Source organism: Kitasatospora sp. NPDC018619 (genome assembly GCF_044391605.1).
GTDB lineage: Bacteria > Actinomycetota > Actinomycetes > Streptomycetales > Streptomycetaceae > Kitasatospora.
The window spans coordinates 515,281-534,695 of record NZ_JBISAI010000002.1 but is presented as its reverse complement, the minus strand read 5'-3'; the positions used below and the strand labels follow the sequence as shown (position 1 = coordinate 534,695).

The following is a 19,415-nucleotide window of genomic DNA, read 5'->3' as shown; positions in this document are numbered from 1 at the left end:
GGGGGGGGGGGGGGGGGGGGCCGCGGCGCCCCCCCGGGGGGGGGGGGGCCGCGCCCCCCGCCCCCCCCCCCCGCCCGCCGGGCGCCCCCGCCGGGGGGGGGGGGGGCCCGGGGGGGCCCCGGTCCCGGTTCCGCGCACCCCTGACCGCCCGCGGGCCCGTCGTCCCGCTGTGCCGTCCGGGCCCCGGGGTCCGGACGTCCGCGCACCGAGCGGCCGCCCCCTCCCCGGCCACGCCCGGGCACCGGGCCCGGGGCGGCCGAACGGCCCCTCGGGCCGCCGTGCTGTACTACGTGCGCCCACGACCGACGACGCATCACCTCCGGAGCCTCCTGCCGATGAGCACCACCTGCCCGACCTGCGCCGCGCCGGACGAGACCGTCGTCGTACGGACCGCAGTGCTGGACAGCGACCGCCCGCTCGACCCGCCGACGCGGGAGCTGCTGACGCTGCCGCCCGAGCCCAGGCGCGCCAGCGGCTGCGCGATCGCCCTCTTCGTCCTGGCCGCCTTCTTCGGCCTGGTGGGCGTGACCGCCCTCCAGGGCGGCGGCGAGACCGACGTCACCGACACCGCGTACCGCTTCGGCCGCCAGTACGGCGCGCTCGTCACCGCCGCGGCCCTGCTCGGCATCGGGCTCTGCGTCCACGTCGTCCAGCGCAACCGCCGGCGCGCCGGCGCGGACGCGTGGCCGCAGACCTACGAGCAGTGGCAGCGGCTCCACCAGGTGTGGCGGGCGGCTCTGCTGTGCCGGCGCTGCCGCGTCGTCTTCCTCCCGGCCGCGGCGCTGCGCCCCGACGCCCCGGCCTCGCCCGCGGTACCCGTGGCGCACTTCCCGCACTGGGCGGAGGGCGTCGCACGGCAGGGCGAGGGCGCCGGCACGCCGGGCGCGCCCAGCACACCGGGCTGAGCGCCGGAGCGCCCCCGGGTGCCCTCGCGCACCCCGTGGGCGTAGTCGGCCGCCCCTTCCGCGCCTGCTGTGCGCCGGTCCTCGTGTGGAACGCTTCCCGCACAGACCAGGCGAGTTGGGGAGTTTGCATGCAGCACGGGCACACCGATCCGTCGCTCTACCGTTCTGCCGCCGAGGCGATCGCCGCCCCGCCGGAAAAGCTGGCGTACGTGGCCGGGTTCGACCGCTCGGGGCAGCAGCCGGACGCGCTGCTGAGCGTCGACACCGATCCGGGCTCGGCGAGCTACGGGAAGGTCCTGAATTTCGCCGAACTTCCCACGCTCGGTGACGAGTTGCACCACTTCGGCTGGAACGCCTGCTCCAGCGCGCTGGCCCACGCCTGCCACCACAACCCCGAGCGGCGCTACCTGCTGCTTCCGGGGCTGCGCTCCTCCCGGCTGCACGTGCTGGACACCCGGCCCGACCCGGTCCGGCCGACGCTGGTGAAGACGATCGAGGCCGAGGAGCTCGCCGCCAAGGCGGGCTACTCGCGCCCGCACACCCTGCACTGCGGCCCCGACGGGGTCTTCCTCTCCTGCCTCGGCGGCGCCGGGGGCAGCGACGGCCCGGGCGGGGTGGCGCTGCTCGACCACACCACCTTCGAGGTGCTGCGCCCCTGGGAGACCGAGCGCGGGCCGCAGCACTTCGCCTACGACGTCTGGTGGCACCTGGGCACCAACGTGGGCGTCACCAGCGAGTGGGGCACCCCGTCGATGGTCGAGGACGGGGTGGTGCCGGAGCTCCTGCTCGGGCGCAAGTACGGCCACGCGCTGCACTTCTGGGAGCTGGACTCCGGCCGGCACCTCCAGCGGGTGGACCTCGGCGACCAGTACCAGATGGTGCTGGAGCTGCGCCCGGCGCACGACCCGCAGGCGGAGTGGGGCTTCGTCGGGGTGGTCACCAACGTCGAGGACCTCTCCTCCTCGGTCTGGCTCTGGTACCGGGACGGGCCGGCCTTCACCGCGCGCAAGGTGATCGAGATCCCCGCCGAGCCGGCCAAGGCCGAGGACCTGCCGCCCGCGCTGCAACCGTTCGGCGCCGTACCGCCGCTGGTCACCGACATCAACCTGTCGGTGGACGACCGCTGGCTGTACGTGTCCGCGTGGGGCACCGGCGAGCTGTTCCAGTACGACGTCTCGGACCCGTTCCACCCCCGCCTGGCCGGCTCGGTGCGGCTCGGCGGGATCGCCGCCCGCACCCCGCACCCGGCGGAGCCCGGACGGCCGCTGAGCGGGGCGCCGCAGATGGTGGAGATCAGCCGGGACGGCCGGCGGGTCTACCTCACCAACTCGCTCTACGGCGCCTGGGACGACCAGTTCTACCCGGACGGCATCGAGCCCTGGATGGTCAAGCTGGACGCCGACCCGCAGGCCGGCGGGCTGAGCGTCGACGAGCGCTTCTTCCCGCACGGCGCCGACTTCCGGGGCCTGCGCGTCCACCAGACCCACCTGGCGGGCGGCGACGCCTCCTCCGACTCCTACTGCTTCCGCTGAGGAGCCGCCGGCCGCCCGCCCGGCGTCACCGGAAGAGCGCCTGGTCGAACCGCACCTGCGCCGACGGCAGCCCCGCCGCCGTCAGCCGGGTGCGGACGGAGCCGACCATGCCCGCCGGCCCGGTGACGCAGGCCAGGTGCTCACGCCAGTCCCCGGCTGCCGCCACGGTGTCCGCGAGCTCTCCGACGGTGACCGGCGTGACGGTCAACCACGGCTTGTGCAGGCCGAGTTCGGCCAGCGCCTGCCAGTCGTAGAGGTCGCCGCGGTCCCGGGCCCCGACGAACAGGTGGACCCGGCGGCCGGTCGGCCGGTGGGCGGTCTGCTGTTCGACGATGGCCTTCATCGGGGCGAGGCCGGTGCCCCCCGCGACCAGCAGCAGGTCGCGGGCGCCGCCGTCCTCGGGCAGCAGGCTGCCGCGCGGCGGGCCGAGCCGCAGCCGGTCGCCGACGGCGGTGTGCTCGACCAGGGCGGCGCTGACCCCGCCGGGGGCGGTTCGGCGCACGTGGAACTCGAGTTCGTTGTCGGGGCGCGGGGCGCAGCCCATCGAGTACTGCCGCCAGGTGTGCGGCAGCGCCGGGTGCTCGACGGTGCCGTACTGCCCGGCCCGGTACGGGTACGGTTCGCCGGTGCGCACCCGCAGCACGGCGAGGTCCGGGCGGCGGCGCTCGTGCCCGGTCACCACGGCGTGCCAGTACGGGGGTTCGGTGAGCGCGGAGTCGGCGCCGGCCACCATCGCGCCGACGGCGAAGCGCAGCATCCGGACCCAGGCGCCCTCCAGCTCCTCCGTCCAGTGCCCGCCGGCCCGGTGCCGGAGGGCCTCGCACAGGGCCTCCTCGAAGGCCTCGTAGTGGACCGGCCGCACGCCCAGCTTCCGGTGGTCGCGGCCGAGTTGGCGCAGCGTCCGCTCCAGTTCGACCGGGCGGTCGAGGTGGTCGACGAGGTGCTCGAAGATCCGTTCCAGGTGGAGCCGCTGGAACTCCATCGAGGCCGGGAAGAGTTGCCGCAGGTACGGGCGGCGGCTGAACATGACCGCGTAGAGGTGGTCGATCAGGTCCGCGAGCGGGGAGACCAAGGCGAGGTCGCGCCGGATCAGGTACTGGTCGGCGGCGCCGTCGTAGCCGCCGTCCTCGCCGTAGACGCCGCTCCCCGGATCCCCGCCGGCCGGGGAGGAGGGGGTGAGGAGCCGGCGTCGCAGGCGCATCGCGTGATGGCGGGCGATCAGGCGGTCGTACTCGGCGGTGGCGGTGGCGCTGGCTGCGCCGATGCCGGTGCTCATGCTGCTGCTGTTGTCCATGTCCTGTCCAGTGAACTGCCGGGCCGCCGAGCCCGAGAAGGGCCGATCGCCCCGGACGGACCCGGGACCAACGACCCCTTGCGGCGGTCCGTCCCGACCGGGAGGCTCTTCGGCCCCCGCGCGCGGCACCGGGCGGACCACGAAGGCGGGGCGGCCCCCGGGGCGCCGGACGGAACCGACGGAAGGCGCCCCGCGCCCCGGTGCTCTCCCACCACCAGGACCCGGGGCACCGCCGTCGTCAGACTCCTGCCCGGCGCGCCTCCCGGCGCTCCATCCGCCGCTGCCGGCCCTGGCGCAGCGGTTGGTCGGGCAGCCACCCGAAGGTGAGACAGGCGCCGATCACCCCGAGCATCATCCCGACCACGAAGCCACCGAGGTTGGAGGTGACCCAGCTGCCCAGCGAGGCCAGCACGGCGAGGACGGAGTAGAACAGCCGCTGCGCCGGGTTGAACAGGATCAGCAGGCCGCACAGCAGCATCACCGCCGGGACCAGGTACCCGGCCAGCCCCTGCATCCCGATGTGCAGGATGACGGGCAGCGGGGCCTTCAGGGTGAACAGGATCTCGGCGCCGCCGAGCGTCACCAGCAGCCCGCCCCAGAACGGTCGCCGGCCCCGCCAGTCGCGCTTGGCCGGGCGCGCGGCGGGCTCGGCGGCGGCGCCGGCGGCCGCGGTCCGGGCGGGCGCGGCCGCCGTCCCCTCGGCGGCCACCCCCTCGGCCCGGGCCGCGGTGCCCTCGCCGGTGCCGGCCGGCTCCGGTACGGACTCCACCATGGTCAGCAGCCCGTGGAGCTGAAGCTCAGCCGCAGGTTGGGCAGTTTGAACCCGACGGCGGTGCTCGCGTAGTTGTGCTGGTTCAGGTGGGTCAGGATGACCTGGTCGGCCTGCTGGCCGAACACGCCGGGGTTGCCCTTGCCGACCGGGCCGGCCTTGGTGTACGTGCTGGCGTCGCCGCCGATCTCGATGTTCGTGAACTGCGCGTCGCCGGACAGCATGTCGGAGTCGGTGGTGAGGTCGGAGGCGGTGACGGGGGTGCCGCCGTCGCCCGCGTGGATCACCAGGTTGATGCCGCCGAGGTCGACGCTCTGGCACAGGTTGGTGATCTCGGCCTTCTTGATCGCCGACACGGCGACCAGCACCTGGCCGCCGCTGGAGCCCGCGTTGGGGCTGTCGGGGATCATCGAGTCCAGCGAGCCGAACTGGGCGAAGCCGTCACCGACGAGCTTGTCGGCGGTGATGGTGAACGGCATGCCGGAGATGGAGAACTGGGCGGCGAGCACGCCCTGGGCGGTGAGCGCCATCAGGACGCCCCCGGCCGCGATGGCCGGGACGGCCATCAGGGCGGTGCGCTTCAGCCGTACCCGGCCTCTCGTCGACGCGGCCGGCGTCTGCGGGGTCTCGGCCGCCGTGGCGGCGTCCTCGGACATGGCCATGTGTGCTCCCTGTGGGTGGAATGGGTGTGCAGGCACTTGGCACGTTGTCCTGGCGCGGACAGCGTTCCCCGGCGCGGCCGGCCGGCCGCCCCTCGGCAGCGGGGCGGCCCGGTCGGCACGCGCTGGGTAACTGGGAAGCTACTGCCCGGTATTGGCCGGGTCAATACGGGTGCACGAAGGATCTTCACCAGTCCGCGACCCGCCGGGGCCAGTCCCGCACCCCCAGCCGCTCGGCCGCCTCGGCCGGCCCGAGGAACGGCGACAGGCAGAACATGCTCAACACCGGCAACAGGTCGAGCAGTTGCTCCGTCCGGCCGGAGTCGATCCACCGGTAGACCGCGCTGTAGACGCCGCCCACCACCGCGTCCACCACCTCCTGCGACTCCACGCCGCCCGGCAGTTGGGGCACCTCGGTGAAGAACGTGCGGAACCTGGTGAGCAGTTGGACCCGCTCCCGGCGGCCCGCCGGGCCGACCGCCTCGATCTCGATCACCGCCATCGTGGCGAACGCCGGTGTGCCTGCCAGCAGTTGGAGCATCGTTCCGAGCCCCCGGCGGATGCCCCGGCACCAGTCGGTTTCGGCCGCGAAGGCCGCGGCCATCCGGTGGATCACCACGCCGGTGCCGTACCGGTGCGCGGCCAGGAAGGCGTCCTCCTTGCCGCTGAACAGCTCGTAGAAGACCGGCCTGGTCACACCCGCCGCGCGGCAGATGTCGCTGACCGTCGCGTGCTGGTAGCCGCGCTCGGCGACCGTCCGCACCAGCCCGTCCAGCAGCCGCTCGCGCTGGGTCGCGGCGATGACGCCGGCGGGCAGCCGACGCGGGCCGGGCTTGATCGAGCGGGCCGGATCGCGGCCGGTCCGGGCACCCGGCAGCAGGACCACGTCGGCTCCGCGGAGGTACTTCCGATCCATCACCAACTCCTGTGTCCTGTATTGACATTGGCGGAACACCGGGTTTACAACACTGACAGGTTTCCAACCGGTGGGCCAGCAGGCCCCCACCGGACGGGCCTCCGGGGGCTCCGACGGCCCGGGGCGAACGCCCAGGCCACGGGACCACGGCGGCGGCGGGGAGCGCGACGGTGGCAGCCGTCGGCGCGCCCCACGGCACCGCAACGTCCCCGACCGAACGGCGCGGTGCCGCGGTGTTCCACGCCGCCGTCCGTACGCAAGGCCGAACGACCGCACCGCCGCACCAAGCGCACCGCCGTACGCCCCACCCCCGCGTACGTCCGCACCGCCGTACCGAACGGACGGGCCCGTGGCGCCGGGCCCGCCCGCCCCTCGGCCCAAGGACGACGCCGACGGTGCGAACCCCTCCGGTACGGAGCTCCGTCGCGTCCTGCACCTCCCCCGTCGTGCACACCACCACACCCGCACGCGGGGATTCCCCCACCCGTCCAGTGGACGGAGAGAGGTACCCTCATGCGCATCAGCCGCACCCTCGCCACCGCCGCCCTCGCCTCGCTCGCCCTCACCGGCGCGGCCATGGCCCCCGCCCAGGCCGCCGGGCCGGCCGTCCTGACCACCGGCAGCCCGTCCGGCGCGGCCGTCGCCGTCGGCGACGTGCTGACCGCCAATCTGGTCTCCGGCACCTACGCGACCTTCTACAACAGCGCCACCGGGACGACCGGCGTCAAGTGCGCCGCCTCCTCCTTCGCGGCGACCGTCACCGCCAACCCGGCCGCGCCGGGCAGCGCCGTCGAGCGGCTCGACACCCAGAGCTTCGGCTCCTGCACCTCCAACGTCGTCGGCGTCACCGGCGTCAAGAGCGTCACGGTCACCAACCTGCCGTTCACCAACACCGTCAGCGACGCCCCGGGCAACCCGGTCAAGCTCACCCCCGGCGCGGCCGGCGTGATGGGCACCACGGTGGTGCTCAACACCATCCTGGGCAGCATCAGCTGCAACTACCAGAACAGCACCGGGATCAGCGGCACCACCTCGAACACCGGCAACACCATCGGCTTCGCCGGCCAGGCGTTCAGCCTGGTCTCCGGGCCGAGCCTGTGCTTCACCACGGGCTACTTCAGCGCCACCTACGGCCCGGTCGTCGACAGCTCCGTCGCCGGCAGCCCGGTCCTCTTCGTCAACTGACACCGGGCCCCGGCGGCCCGTCCCGAGGACGACGGCGGCGTACGGCACCCCCAGCGGGGCCGTACGCCGCCGTTCGCCGCCGCGCGCCCCCGGCCCGGGGCGCTCCCCCGAGACAGCGAAGTGACCGGCCGGTAGGGTGGCGCCGCACGGAGACGGCGAACCGGAACGGGGCGGGTTGATGAGCGACGACGGCACGGGCTTCTTCACCTCGGTGGCGGACACCGCCGAACGGCTGGCCGCCACCGGCTACCTGGCCTCCACCGCCGTGGCCACCACCGTCTTCCTCGCCGACCGGCTCGGCAAGCCGCTGCTGGTCGAGGGCCCGGCCGGGGTCGGCAAGACCGAGCTCGCCAAGGCGGTGGCCGCGATCGGCCGCGCCCGGCTCGTCCGGCTCCAGTGCTACGAGGGCATCGACGAGGCCCGCGCGCTCTACGAGTGGAACCACGCCAAGCAGTTGCTGCGGATCACCGCCGGCCGCGAGGAGGGCTGGCAGGAGGCCCGCGACGACATCTTCGGCGAGGAGTTCCTGCTCGCCCGCCCGCTGCTCACCGCGATCCGCGGCGACGAGCCCACCGTGCTGCTGATCGACGAGATGGACAAGGCCGACGTCGAGGTGGAGGCGCTGCTGCTGGAGGTGCTCGGCGACTTCCAGGTCAGCATCCCCGAGCTGGGCACCGTCACCGCCCGCCGCCGCCCCTTCGTCCTGCTCACCTCGAACGCCACCCGGGAGCTCTCCGAGGCGCTGCGCCGCCGCTGCCTCTTCCTCCACCTCGACTACCCCGAGGCCGAGTTGGAGCGCCGGATCGTCCGGCTCAAGGTGCCTGGCCTGGACGCCACGCTGGCCGAGTCGCTGGTCCGGGTGGTCGGCGCGCTGCGCGCCATGGACCTGCGCAAGGCCCCGTCCGTGGCCGAGACCGTCGACTGGGCGCGCACCCTGCTGGCCCTCGGCGCCGCCACCCTGGACGACGCGGTCGTCCGGGACACCCTCGGGGTGATCCTCAAGCACCAGGACGACGTCCGCACGGCCGCCCGGAAGCTCACCCTCGCGTGACCGCGCCCGGGGAGGCCGACACCGCCGCCCGGCTGACCGGCCTGGTCCGCGCCCTGCGCGGGCACGGGCTGCGGATCGGCCCGGCCGAGACGGTGGACGCCGCCGCCGTCCTGGACGTCCTCGGCTTCGCCGACCGCGAGCCGATGCGGGCCGGCCTGGCCGCCGCCCTGCTGCGCTCGGAGAGCCAGCGGGCGGTCTTCGACGCCGCCTTCGACCTGTTCTTCCCGCTCGGGGTCGGGGCCCCGGAAGCCGTCCGGGCCGACCCTCCGCCCGTCCCCGACGACCCCGAGCCGCCGCGCTTCGGCCGCCCGGACCCGCTGCGCGAGCGGCTGCGCGAGCGCCTCGCCGCCGCGCTGGCCGCCGACGACCGCACCGCCCAGGCCCGGCTGGCGGGCGAGGTGATCGAGGCCTTCGGCCGGTACGGCGCCGGCGGCACGCCCGGCTCCGACGGCTGGTCCGCCCAGCAGGCGCTCGGGCGGCTCGCCCCGGAGACGCTGCTCGCCCGGGTCCTGGCGGCGCTGCGCGAACGGCCGGACGGCCCGGGCCCCGCCGACCGGGACCTCTCCGACCGGGTGCTCGCCGACGAGGTCCGCCGCCGCATCCGGGACTTCCGTGCCCTGGCCGCCGGCGAGGCCCGCCGCAGGGCCGCCGAGCTGCACGGCCCCGAGCGGATCGCCGAACGAGCCGTCGCCCCGACCGCCGACCAGGTGGACTTCCTCCACGCCGGCCGCGACCAGCTCGCCGAACTGCGCCGCACCGTCCACCCGCTGGCCCGCAAGCTGGCCACCCGGCTCGCCGCCCGGCGCCGGCGCGCCGCCCGCGGCGAGATCGACCTGCGCCGCACCCTGCGCCGCTCGCTCGGCACCGGCGGGGTGCCGCTGCGCCCCGCGTACCGGCGGCGCCGCCCGGCCCGCCCGGAGCTGGTGCTGCTGTGCGACGTCTCCGGTTCGGTGGCGGGCTTCGCCGACTTCACCATGCTGCTGGTGCGGGCGATGGGCGAACAGTTCAGCAAGGTCCGGGTCTTCGCCTTCGTCAACCGCACCGCCGAGGTGACCGGCCTGCTGCGCGGCGGCGAGGACCCGGCGCGGCTGGCCGCCCGGATCCTCACCGAGGCCCGGGTGACGGGCCACCACGGCAACAGCGACTACGGCTCCGCGCTCGGCGAGTTCGCCGAACGGCACCTGGACGCCGTCGGCCCGCGCACCTGCGTGCTGGTCCTCGGCGACGCCAGGAACAACGGGCGCGACCCCGGCACGGACGCGCTGCGCCGGATCGCCGGCCGGGCCCACCGGGTGTTCTGGCTCAACCCCGAGCAGCCCGCGCTCTGGGGGACGGGCGACTCCGCCGCCCTCGCCTACGCGGGTGTGGTGGAGATGCACTCCTGCCGCAACGCCCGCCGCCTCGGCGAGCTGATCGCCCGGCTGCTACCCGGGTAGCCGCCCGGCCCGCAGGCCGTCGCACAGGACGCCGGTCAGCCGGCCGGGGCGGGAGCCGGCCGGCGCCCGGCGTTCGGCCGCCACGGCCCCGGCGATCAGCGCCTGGAGGTCCGCGGGGCCGATGTCGCCGCGCACCGCGCCGGCCCGCTGGGCCCGCTCCAGCAGCGCGCCGAGCACCTCCCGGAGCCGCCCGGCGGCCTCGAAGGTGCCCGGCCCCGGCTCGACGCCGGCCCCGGCCAGCGCGTCGGCCAGGTCCATCTTCACCGCGGCCTCGGCGACCAGGCCGGCGAGGAAGGCGAACAGCTCCTCGCCGGGCCCGTCCCCGCCCAGCGCCGCGCGCCCGCGCTCGGCCTGGCTCTCCAGGGTGTCCGTGACGACGGCCTCGAACAGCGCCTCCTTGGTCGGGAAGTGCCGGTACACCGTGCCCGCGCCGACCCCGGCCCGGCGGGCGATCTCGTCCAGCGGCACCGCCAGGCCCTCGGCGGTGAAGGCCTCGCGGGCCGCCGCCAGCACCTTGGCCCGGTTGCGGCGCGCGTCGGCGCGCAGCGGCCGGCCGGCCGGCGGGGGGCTCTCGGCGGGACGGCCGGGCATGGGGCTCCTCCGGGGGTGCGGCTGGGCCCGGCTGACGGGTCGACAACCGGGGCGGGCGTTCCGTATCGTTGAAGCGGGGCGCGCGTTCCGATTCTACGCCGGGCACCGGGCGCCCCGGGCGGGCCTGCCCGTGCCGCCCCGCTCCGAGCACGTCCGACCACGTCCGACCACGTCAAGGGAGAGCGCCGTGCCCACGTCCACCCGTACGCCGCGCGAGACCGTCGAGGAGTTCCTGCGCGTCACCGCCGAGGGCCCCCGGGAGGCCCTGGCCGAGTTCTACGCCCCGGACGCCGTCGTCCGGATCCCCTTCGCCCCCGAGGGCGTCCCCCGCGAGGCCGTCGGCCGACGGACCATGCGGGCGCGGTCGGCGGCGACCGCCGGCCTGTGGAGCTTCCACGCCGTCGAGGACGTGACCCTGCACGAGACCGCGGACCCGCAGGTCGTGATCGCCGAGTTCCGGGTGCACGGACGGATCACCGCGACCGGCGAGCCGTTCAGCCTCGGCTACATCAACGTCGTGCGGGTCGTCGACGGACTGATCGTCTCCTCGCGCGACTACGGCAACCCGCTGGAGTCCGCCGCCCTGCGCGACGTCCTGCGCGGGCCCCTCGACTGAGCGGACACCAGGCGCCGGCCGCCGCCGCGGCCGGCGCCTACGCGTCCAGCTGCGCCAGGAAGTCCAGCAGCGCCGCGTTGACCTCGGCCGGGCGCTCCTGCTGCGTCCAGTGCCCGGTGTCCGGCAGCCGGACGTGCCCGTGCAGCCTGGGCAGCCGGCTCAGCAGGTGGTCGAGCACCGGGCGCGGGACGATCGCGTTGACGAGGTCCTGCTCCCCCACCACGAACAGCGCGGGCACGTCGACCGTCACCCCGGTGAAGGCGGCCAGCAGTTCGGCGTTGCGGTCGAGGTTGCGGTACCAGTTGAGCCCGCCGGTGAAGGCCTTCCCGCCGTGCGGGGCGTAGTCGGCCTCGAAGGCGTCGAGGTCCGCCTCGGTGAGCCAGTCCGGCAGGCGCTCCGGCTCCGGGATGCCGTCCAGCAGCCCCTGGCCCTCGGCGACGATCCACGCCCGCGGCGCGCCGTCCGGCGACTTCCCGCAGAGGATCCGGCGCAGGCTGGCCCGGACGTCGGCGGCCAGCTCGGCGTCGGCCCGGCCGGGCTCCTGGAAGTAGACCTGGTAGAAGCCCTCGCCGAAGGCCGCCCGGGCGGCCTCCAACGGCGGCGGCCCGCCCAGCGGCAGCGGCGGCACGCTCAGCCCGGCCACCCCGCGCACCAGGTCGGGCCGCAGCGCCGCGGTGGCCCAGGCCACCGGTGCGCCCCAGTCGTGCCCGACCACGACCGCCCGCTCCTCGCCGAGCGCGGCGATCAGCGCCGTCACGTCGCCGACCAGGTGCAGCAGGGTGTACTGGTCGATCCGCTCGGGCCGGTCGCTGCGGCCGTACCCGCGCTGGTCCGGCGCGACGACCCGGTACCCGGCCTCGGCGAGCGGCCCGAACTGGTGCCGCCAGGAGTACCAGCTCTCCGGGAACCCGTGCAGCAGCAGGACCAGCGGCCCCTCGCCCTGCTCCGCGTAGTGCAGCCGTACGCCGTTCACCTCGGCCTCGCCGTGCTTGATCGCGTCGTTCAACTCGCAACTCCCCATCCGGTGGCACCAGTCGTTCCATCCCGACCCTGCCCAGTCACCCGCCCCCGGAACCCCGCCGGACGCAGGACGCGGCCGAGGCCGCCCCGGGACTCCGGGACGGCCTCGGTGCGAGGGCCGGTCGACGTGCGGTCAGTTCACGGTGTAGCTGTACGGGATCGCCGCGAGCACCGAACCGGTGGTGTTCAGGGCGTTGTTGGCGGTGGCCACGCCGGTCGGGCCGGACACCAGGTACAGCACGCCCTTGACGGTGCTGCCCTTCGGGCCGGTCGGGGTCAGCGTCACCTGGAGCGAGCCGGTGCCGCCGGGGGCGACGGTGACCGGGGTGGCGGCCGCGGCCGAGGCGTTCACCGCGGCGGCGTACGGGTCGCCGGTGCTGGAGGTCAGCGCCGGGTCGAAGGCCTGGGTGTGCGCGGTGGCCGTGATGGTGGAGGTACCGGCCGGGGCCGAACCGCTGCCGAACGGGCCGATCTGCTGGACGAAGGTGCCCCAGGTGCCGGGGACGACTGGCTGCTCGGCGGTGCCGCTGTCGGTCACGACCGAGACGGTGGAGCCGTCCTGGGCCTTCTTCAGGTCGCCGAACAGGTCCGGCGAGCCGGTGGTGGCGCTCAGCTCGATCTGCGCCGGCGTCGAGGACGCCGCCACCGCCTTGAGCCGGTCGGTGCCCGGCGGCACCAGGAAGGACGGCACCGCGGAGCTGAGGCTCAGCGGCAGGCTGACGGTCGCCGAGGCGCCCTGCGGCACCAGGGCCACGTCCACCCGGCGGTCCAGCCGGCCGTCGGCCGCGATCCGCTGGGTCGCCACGGTGTTGTTGGTGTAGTCCACCCGGACGGTGACGGGCTTGCCGGCCGCCAGCTTGGCGCGGGCGTCGTTCGGCAGGCCGGTCGCGGTGGCCTGGTCCTGGTCGAAGGCGACGGTGCCGGCGAAGTCCTGGGCGAGCTCCTCGCCGCTGACCGGGCCGAGCACGTTCAGGACGAACCGCCAGCGCCCGGCGGCCGGGTTGACGGTGGTGACGGAGACGCCGTCGCCGGTGCCGGCCAGGTTGCCCTGGGCGTCGAACTGCCCGTTGCCCTCGATGTCGATCGGGGTGCCGTTCGGGCTGATCAGCGCGCCCTGGAGGAGCAGCTTCGGGTCCTTGGCGACGGTCAGGCCGACCCGCAGGTCCTTCCTGCCCTTCGGGACGTCGAAGGCGTACGAGAAGCTCTGCGTCGGCGAGGCGTTGCGGCCGTTGCCACCGGTGATGGTGCCGGTGAAGGCGCCCTTGCCCTGGGTGACCGGGACGAGGCTGCGCAGCACGACCGGGACGCTGGTGGTGGCGCCGTTGGAGCCGGAGACCACGACGGCCTCGCTGGAGTCACCGCTGGCGGCCGGGGTGGTGAGCTGGACCTTGAGGGTCCTGGTCTGGCCCGGCTTCAGCTCGGTGCTGCTCGGGCTCACGGTGCCGGCCGGCACCGCGCGCTGGGTGGCGGTGCCCAGCCGGACGGCGCCGCTGTACCCGGCCTTGCCGGCCGGGGTGTAGAGGATCGCCGTCCACTCGCCGGCCACCGGGTGCGGGACGTCCACCAGGCCGAAGTCGGCCGGGGTGGCGCCGCCCTGCGGACGGGTGTTGGTCTCGAAGCGGCCCGAGGGGTCGAGCAGCGTCAGCCGGACCACCGGCCCGTTGGTGACGGGGTTGGGCGCGCCCTGCCAAGCGATCGAGGCCGCCAGCCGGTCGGCGCCGGCCGGCACGGTGAACCGGACCTGCTTCTGCACCCAGTCCACGCCATTGGTGGCGTACTTGAAGGTGTCCTTCGAGGACGGGTCCAGCTGGACGGTCTGCTGCTGCGCCGACTGCGGGGCGAAGGTGCGGGTGGTGGCGCTCACCGTCTGGGTGCTGTCACTGGTGTTGGTGACGGACACGTCGGCGGTGTGGGTCGAGCCGGGCGCGCCGGCGATGTCGACCTGGCCGGTGTTGACCACGACCGTCCTTGCGCCGTCGGTGCCGTCCCCGTCGTCGTAGCCGCGGGCGGCCTCGACGGCGGCGCGGACGTTCAGCAGGCCGGCGCCCTGCTCCTCGGCCGGGACGCCGAGGTCGGTGGCGGTGCCGGTGAGGAACTTCTTCACCAGCGCCGGGGTCGGCGAGTCGCCGCCGTGGGTGTCGCGGTAGGCCTGGATGACCAGGGCGGCGGCGCCGGTGACGAACGGGGCCGCCTGGCTGGTGCCGCCGAACGGCTGGATCGGCGAGGGCTGCCCGTTGTAGCCCGTGCAGTCGGTGTACCTGGTGGTGTCGGGGGTGCACAGCGCCCAGTCCGACTCGCCCGGCGCGACCAGGTCGACGGTCCGGCCGGCCTGGGTGAAGCCGCCCGAGGAGAGCGCGGAGATGCGGTTGTCGCTCCACGTCCGGTTGGAGAACTGGGAGGCCGCGTAACCGGTCTGCTGGTAGTTCTGGTTGTCGGTCGAGGCACCGACCGCGATCACCGACGGGTCGGTGGCCGGGGTGCCGATCGTGCCGCTGATGCCGGCGTCGCCGGTGGAGACCGCGACGGTCACCCCCGCCTTGACGGCCTGCTCGTTGAAGAGCGAGATGGTGTCGTGCGCGCCGCTGTCCGGGGTGACGTTGCCGCCGAAGGACTCGTTCAGCACGTCGACGTGGGCGACCCGCACCGCGTAGTCGATCGACTGGAGGATGGAGGAGTTGGACATCATCTCGCCGCCGGCCTTCAGCGCGACCAGGTCGGCGTCCGGAGCGAGGCCGCGGATGCGGATGTTGCAGCCGGCCGGCAGCGGGTGCGAGGCGTTGACGAACTTGGAGACGTCGTAGACCTGGCGGCCCTGGGCGATGACCGCCGAGGCGTCGCCGAAGGCCTCCGCCGCACCGGTCGGCGCGTCCCAGCCGTCCCCCGCGAAGTCCTGGTAGTCGACCACGGCGTGCGAGCCGTCGGCCCGGATGAAGTCCGGGTTGTTCGGGTCGAGGCCGTCCGCGATGTAGGCGACCTTGACGCCCTTGCCGGTGGCCAGGCCCTCGACGCCGGGCTTGCCGTTGCCGGTCACGGCCCGGGTCGAGTACAGGCCCTCGGGCTCCAGCAGCGGCTTGCCGGGGTCGGAGGGGCAGACCGTGTTGGTCGCGTTCTCCTCCGCGCCCTGGCCGTTGCTGCCCGAAACGGCCTGCGGAGCGGTGTCGGCCCTGGCGGCCTTCGGGGCCTCGGCGGCCTTGGCGGCGGCGGCACTGGCCGCCTTCGCCTTGGCGGCCGCCGCCGGAACGACCTGGACCTGGGCGTCCGCCACCACGGAGGCCACCGCCGGGTCCGCCTGGAGCTGGGCGCGCAGGGCCGGACTGACCGTGGCCGAGAAGGCGTTGCCGACCACGAAGCTCTTGATGCCGGTGCCACCGCCCGCCCTGACCCGGTTCAGCAGCGGCGCCTGGGAGTCGGCGGTCTTCTGCTGCCGGGCGCCGAGGTGGCCGTGGTCGGCCGGGGCGTCCGCGACCTGGTCCTTCAGGATCACGATCACCGGCACCGGGGCCCCGTCCGCGGCCGCCGCCTGGGCGTTCTGCGGGTTCGGGGCCGGAGCCGCACCGGCCGTGGCCCCGAAGCTCAGGACCATGGACGCGGTGGTGACCGTGACAGCTACTGCTAGCTGGGTTTTCCGCCAGCGGATCATATAAATCCTCTCGTCAGATGGACAGCTGACGCATTCCAACGCACCTGAGAGGATCACGACAAGGGGGTAAATCCCCATCAGAAAGTAAAGTTGACCATCACTCAGTAAAATTCGGAGAGGAAATCGGGCCGAATCCCCATCTTTCAGCCGATCGGCCCTCAGCAGGCCCGGCCGCGCCGCCGCGCAGGGGCGATGCCGGAGTGCCTTCCCCTGCCGCCGCCCGGCGAAACGGCCGCCGAGGCGGCAGCCTCGGCGGCCGCGCCGGCCGTCAGTACCCGGCCAGCCGCTCCCGGGCGTCCGCCAGGTCCTCGGCGGTGGGCGCGTCGTCCTGGGTCAGCCGGTGGCGCCAGTAGCCGGTGAAGTCGATGTCCTCCTTCGGCACCCCGCGCTCCTCCACCAGCAGCCGGCGCATCGCCCGGACCGCCCCCGCCTCCCCGGCCAGCCAGACGAAGGGCCGGCCCGCCGGCAGCCCGGCACCCCGGAACGCCCCGGCCAGCACGGTGCCGGGGGCCGCACCGCCGCGGTGGAGCCACACCACCTCCAACTCGGCCCGGCTTTCCAGGACCTGCCGCTCCGCATGGTCGGCGACCTCGATCCACGCGTGCGCCCGCACCCCCGCGGGCAGCGCCCCGACCAGCGTCGCCAGCGCCGGCAGCGCCGTCTCGTCCCCGGCCAGCAGCACCCAGTCGGCGGCGGCCGCGGCCTCGACGAACGGGACCTTCGGGGCGTACAGCGCGCAGGGCCCGACCATCCCCAACCGGTCCCCCGGCGCGGCCCGCAGCGCCCACGCGGCGGCCGGGCCGGCGTCGCCGTGCAGCACGAAGTCGATCTCGACCAGCCGGGTGCCGGGCCGCCGCCCGCGCAGGGTGAAGCTGCGCATCAGCGGGCGCTCGGCCTCGGGGACCGCCAGGTAGGCGCGGTACCAGCCCGTCGGGTCGTCCTGCCGGGCGGGCAGCACCGGCTCGCGCTGCCCGGGGCGCGGGAAGCAGAGCTTGAGCTGCTGGTCGGGGACGGTGCCGACGGTGTCCGGCAGCTCCTCGGCGGCGAAGGTGACCCGGGCGGTGCGGGGCGTGATCCGGCGGACCTCGACGACCTCGACGAAGGTGACGGGCAGTGTCATCGCGAAACCCCTTCGATTGGTAACCTTACGACATAAAGAGTTGCCGTCGAGGTGTTACTTTACGCCATAAGGAGATGCCGGATGACCGTCTACGCCGGGCAGGGCGACGCCCACCGCTCGCTCGCCCTGCTCTGGGGCGTGCCCGAAGAACCGCGCACCGGACGCAGCGGCCCCAAGCCGGGCCTGAGTGTGGACGCGATCGTGTCCGCCGCCATCGCGGTGGCCGACGGCGAGGGGATGGCCGCACTGTCCATGCGGGCCGTGGGCGAACGGCTCGGCCGCACCGCGATGGCGCTGTACACCTACGTGCCCGGGAAGGCCGAACTGCTCGACCTGATGCACGACCGGGTGCTCGCCGAACTCGCCACCGGTTCCCCCCTCGGTTCCCCTGCCGGCACCGCCCCGGGCGACGGCTGGCGGGCAGCCGTCACCGCCTGGGCCGAGGAGCTGTACGCCTGCTACCTGCGCCACCCCTGGGTGCTCCAGGTCTCACAGGCCCGCCCGGTGCTCGGCCCGGCCGAACTCGCGGCGATGGAGGCGCTGTTGGGCGCGCTGCGGCCGGCCGGTCTGGCGCCGGCGCGGCTGCGCGGCGCGGTCGCCGCGCTCTGGCAGTTCGTCCGCGGCCTGGCCGGCGCCACCGCGGACGCGCGCGGCGCGGCGGCCGCGACCGGCGTCGCCGACGAGGCCTGGTGGGCCGACCGCTCCGCCCGACTCGCCGAACTGGCACCGGACTTCGCGGAACGCTTCCCCCTGCTCGTCGCCCTCCAGGCCACCGGCGGCGGCAGCCCGGAGGACGGCCACCGGGAGGCCTTCCGCGCCGGGCTCGCCGTCCTGCTCGACGGGATCGCGGCGGAGCAGGACGGCGTCGGCCAGGGCGTGTCCTAGGGCGTGTCCGACGCCGCGCACCCGGCGAGAATTGTCAGACGTGCCCTAGCCCCGCCGGGCGGCGGGCAGCACCAGGAGGCCGCCGAGCACCACCAGGGTGGCGTAGCCGGCGATCTCGTGGCCCCCGGGCACCAGGACCCGGACGAAGCCGAACAGCCGGAAGCCGTCGATCCAGGTGGACAGCAGGCCGGAGGCGCCACCGACGATCAACACGGAGCCGAGGTAGCCGAGCAGCGTCTTCATGGCCCCGAGCCTAGGAATCCGGGCCTGCGCCGGGCATCCGACTTTCGGTGCGGTCCGGCGCCACCAAAGTCGTCCGGACCGTCGGGCCCGTTGACGGCGTGCACGGCTCCGGACGGCTCCGGACGGAGCAGCAGGCCCGGCGGCACGGTGGCGGCCCGGGTACGTTCGCCGTGTGCTCCCCACCCGCGCGACGCCGAAGTCGTCCCCCGCCGCCAGGGCCGCGGCCGGCACCACCGCCTGCGCCGTCCTGGTACTCCTCGCCGCCCCGGCCGCCCGCGCCCAGGACTCCGTCCCCGCCGTCGGCGGGGAGCGGCTCGGCCGCCCGGCCGTCCAGGTCCTGCCGCTGCCCGGGGCACCTGCGCTGCCGTCCGGACTGACCGGCCGCTCCTGGCTGATAGCCGACGCGGCCACCGGCGAGGTGCTCGCCGCCCGCGACGCCCACCTGCAGCTGCCCCCGGCCAGCACCCTCAAGATGCTGTTCGCCGACACCGTGCTGCCCAAGTTCGACAAGGCCCTGGAACACAAGGTCACCACGACCGAGCTCGCCAGCCTCGGCGCCGGCAGCAGCCTGGTCGGCGTGAAGGAGAACCTGCCGTACCGGGTCGAGGACCTCTGGCGCGGCGTCTTCCTCAGCTCCGGCAACGACGCCGTCCACGTCCTCGCCCACATGAACGGCGGCATCCAGCGGACCGTCGCCGAGATGCAGGAGCGCGCCCGGGCGCTCCAGGCCCGCGACACCAGGGTCGTCTCACCCGACGGCTACGACATGGACGGCCAGGTCTCCTCCGCCTACGACCTCACGCTCTTCGCCCGGGCCGGGCTGCGCAACGCCGACTTCCGCTCCTACTGCGCCACCCGCACCGCCCGCTTCCCCGGCGCGCTGGACAAGCTCACCGGGCAGCGCACCAGCTTCGACATCGCCAACACCGACCGGCTGCTCGGCAAGTACCCCGGCCTGATCGGCGTCAAGAACGGCTACACCACCAACGCGGGCGCCACCTTCACCGGCGCCGCCGAACGCGGCGGCCGCACCCTGCTGGTGACGGTGATGCACCCCGAGGCGCAGGCCAGGGTCTACGACGAGGCCGCCAGCCTGCTCGACTGGGGCTTCGCCGCGGCCGGGAAGGTCCAGCCGGTCGGCAAGCTGGTCGACGAGGACGGCCCCTCCCCCGCCGCGCCCTCCGCCGCGCTGCCCTCCGCCGAGCGGCAGGCCGAGGCCGTGGAGCAGTTGCCACCCTGGTCCCGTCCGCCGGTGACCGGCGGCTCCGACCCCGGCCTCGCCGCCGCCGCCTGGACCGCCGCCGCCCTCGGCACCGCCCTCGCCGCCTGGGGCACCGCCCGCGTCGCCGCCCGCCGGCGCACCGCACCGGCCCGCGCGGCCGGCCCCGACCCGGCCCCCGCCGGGGGCGGCGCGACCGCCCTCGGGGGCGCCACCGGCCTCGGCGGCCGCCGCCGGCTCACCCGCCGCGCCCGCGTCCTGCTGCGCACCGCCCGCCGCCGCCCCTCGCCGTGACGTCGGCGGGGCGCGGGCGGGGCAGGCCCTAGACTTCCGG

At 75.2% G+C, this 19,415-nt stretch carries 17 protein-coding genes; 8 read left to right on the top strand and 9 right to left on the bottom strand.

Annotated elements, in window-relative coordinates:
- The first annotated feature begins 335 nt into the window (after positions 1–335).
- Both ACH5AR_RS04945 and ACH5AR_RS04940 read left to right on the top strand, forming a co-directional pair.
- Complete coding sequence (locus tag ACH5AR_RS04945; RefSeq protein WP_396299967.1) at positions 336–905, top strand: hypothetical protein; 570 nt, start codon at positions 336–338, stop codon at positions 903–905.
- Between the two features lie 128 nt (positions 906–1,033).
- Positions 1,034–2,437: a selenium-binding protein SBP56-related protein gene (locus ACH5AR_RS04940; protein ID WP_396299966.1), complete on the top strand. Its 1,404-nt coding sequence runs from the start codon at positions 1,034–1,036 to the stop codon at positions 2,435–2,437.
- 25 nt (positions 2,438–2,462) lie between these two features.
- Here the strand turns inward: ACH5AR_RS04940 and ACH5AR_RS04935 are convergent, their stop codons facing one another.
- The 4 genes from ACH5AR_RS04935 to ACH5AR_RS04920 all read right to left on the bottom strand — a co-directional run bounded on the left by ACH5AR_RS04935 (position 2,463) and on the right by ACH5AR_RS04920 (position 6,075).
- The gene (locus ACH5AR_RS04935; RefSeq protein WP_396299965.1) at positions 2,463–3,731 is read right to left on the bottom strand and encodes a globin domain-containing protein; all 1,269 of its coding nucleotides are present in this window, start codon (positions 3,729–3,731) and stop codon (positions 2,463–2,465) included.
- Between the two features lie 238 nt (positions 3,732–3,969).
- Positions 3,970–4,503, bottom strand: coding sequence for a DUF6114 domain-containing protein (locus tag ACH5AR_RS04930; protein WP_396299964.1), 534 nt, complete (start codon positions 4,501–4,503; stop codon positions 3,970–3,972).
- A gap of 2 nt (positions 4,504–4,505) precedes the next feature.
- Positions 4,506–5,162, bottom strand: a complete 657-nt coding sequence (locus ACH5AR_RS04925) for a DUF6230 family protein (protein WP_396299963.1) — start codon at positions 5,160–5,162, stop codon at positions 4,506–4,508.
- Positions 5,163–5,346: 184 nt separating this feature from the next.
- Positions 5,347–6,075, bottom strand: coding sequence for a TetR/AcrR family transcriptional regulator (locus ACH5AR_RS04920; RefSeq protein ID WP_396299962.1), 729 nt, complete (start codon positions 6,073–6,075; stop codon positions 5,347–5,349).
- A gap of 513 nt (positions 6,076–6,588) precedes the next feature.
- Between ACH5AR_RS04920 and ACH5AR_RS04915 the strand changes: the two genes are divergently transcribed.
- From ACH5AR_RS04915 to ACH5AR_RS04905, 3 genes are all read left to right on the top strand, one after another.
- On the top strand, positions 6,589–7,260 hold the full coding sequence (locus ACH5AR_RS04915) for a Tat pathway signal sequence domain protein (RefSeq protein WP_396299961.1): 672 nt from the start codon (positions 6,589–6,591) through the stop codon (positions 7,258–7,260).
- A 178-nt stretch (positions 7,261–7,438) separates the two neighbouring features.
- Complete coding sequence (locus ACH5AR_RS04910; RefSeq protein WP_396299960.1) at positions 7,439–8,311, top strand: AAA family ATPase; 873 nt, start codon at positions 7,439–7,441, stop codon at positions 8,309–8,311.
- Positions 8,308–9,747: a VWA domain-containing protein gene (locus ACH5AR_RS04905; RefSeq protein WP_396299959.1), complete on the top strand. Its 1,440-nt coding sequence runs from the start codon at positions 8,308–8,310 to the stop codon at positions 9,745–9,747. The genes ACH5AR_RS04910 and ACH5AR_RS04905 overlap by 4 nt, the downstream gene beginning before the upstream one ends.
- Here the strand turns inward: ACH5AR_RS04905 and ACH5AR_RS04900 are convergent.
- Positions 9,736–10,338 (bottom strand): TetR/AcrR family transcriptional regulator, encoded by a 603-nt coding sequence (locus ACH5AR_RS04900; RefSeq protein ID WP_396299958.1) that lies wholly within the window; start codon positions 10,336–10,338, stop codon positions 9,736–9,738. The genes ACH5AR_RS04905 and ACH5AR_RS04900 overlap by 12 nt on opposite strands.
- Before the next feature lie 187 nt (positions 10,339–10,525).
- On the opposite strand from ACH5AR_RS04900, the gene ACH5AR_RS04895 reads away from it, so the two are divergent.
- Positions 10,526–10,954, top strand: coding sequence for a nuclear transport factor 2 family protein (locus tag ACH5AR_RS04895; RefSeq protein ID WP_396299957.1), 429 nt, complete (start codon positions 10,526–10,528; stop codon positions 10,952–10,954).
- Positions 10,955–10,991: 37 nt separating this feature from the next.
- On the opposite strand, the gene ACH5AR_RS04890 is transcribed toward ACH5AR_RS04895, so the two are convergent.
- The 3 genes from ACH5AR_RS04890 to ACH5AR_RS04880 form a co-directional block, all read right to left on the bottom strand.
- Positions 10,992–11,960 carry an alpha/beta fold hydrolase gene (locus ACH5AR_RS04890; protein WP_396299956.1) on the bottom strand — a complete coding sequence of 323 codons (969 nt, stop codon included), beginning with the start codon at positions 11,958–11,960 and terminating at the stop codon, positions 10,992–10,994.
- A 147-nt stretch (positions 11,961–12,107) separates the two neighbouring features.
- A complete protein-coding gene (locus tag ACH5AR_RS04885) occupies positions 12,108–15,557 on the bottom strand; it encodes a S8 family serine peptidase (protein WP_396299955.1) in 3,450 nt (1,149 codons plus the stop codon).
- Positions 15,558–15,882: 325 nt separating this feature from the next.
- A complete protein-coding gene (locus tag ACH5AR_RS04880) occupies positions 15,883–16,734 on the bottom strand; it encodes a siderophore-interacting protein (RefSeq protein ID WP_396299954.1) in 852 nt (283 codons plus the stop codon).
- An 81-nt stretch (positions 16,735–16,815) separates the two neighbouring features.
- Here ACH5AR_RS04880 and ACH5AR_RS04875 point away from each other — a divergent pair, with 81 nt between their 5' ends.
- The gene (locus ACH5AR_RS04875; protein WP_396299953.1) at positions 16,816–17,619 is read left to right on the top strand and encodes a TetR/AcrR family transcriptional regulator C-terminal domain-containing protein; all 804 of its coding nucleotides are present in this window, start codon (positions 16,816–16,818) and stop codon (positions 17,617–17,619) included.
- Positions 17,620–17,664: 45 nt separating this feature from the next.
- On the opposite strand, the gene ACH5AR_RS04870 is transcribed toward ACH5AR_RS04875, so the two are convergent.
- Positions 17,665–17,862: a hypothetical protein gene (locus tag ACH5AR_RS04870; protein ID WP_396299952.1), complete on the bottom strand. Its 198-nt coding sequence runs from the start codon at positions 17,860–17,862 to the stop codon at positions 17,665–17,667.
- 172 nt (positions 17,863–18,034) lie between these two features.
- On the opposite strand from ACH5AR_RS04870, the gene ACH5AR_RS04865 reads away from it, so the two are divergent.
- The gene (locus tag ACH5AR_RS04865) at positions 18,035–19,375 is read left to right on the top strand and encodes a D-alanyl-D-alanine carboxypeptidase family protein (protein ID WP_396299951.1); all 1,341 of its coding nucleotides are present in this window, start codon (positions 18,035–18,037) and stop codon (positions 19,373–19,375) included.
- Positions 19,376–19,415 lie beyond the last annotated feature (40 nt).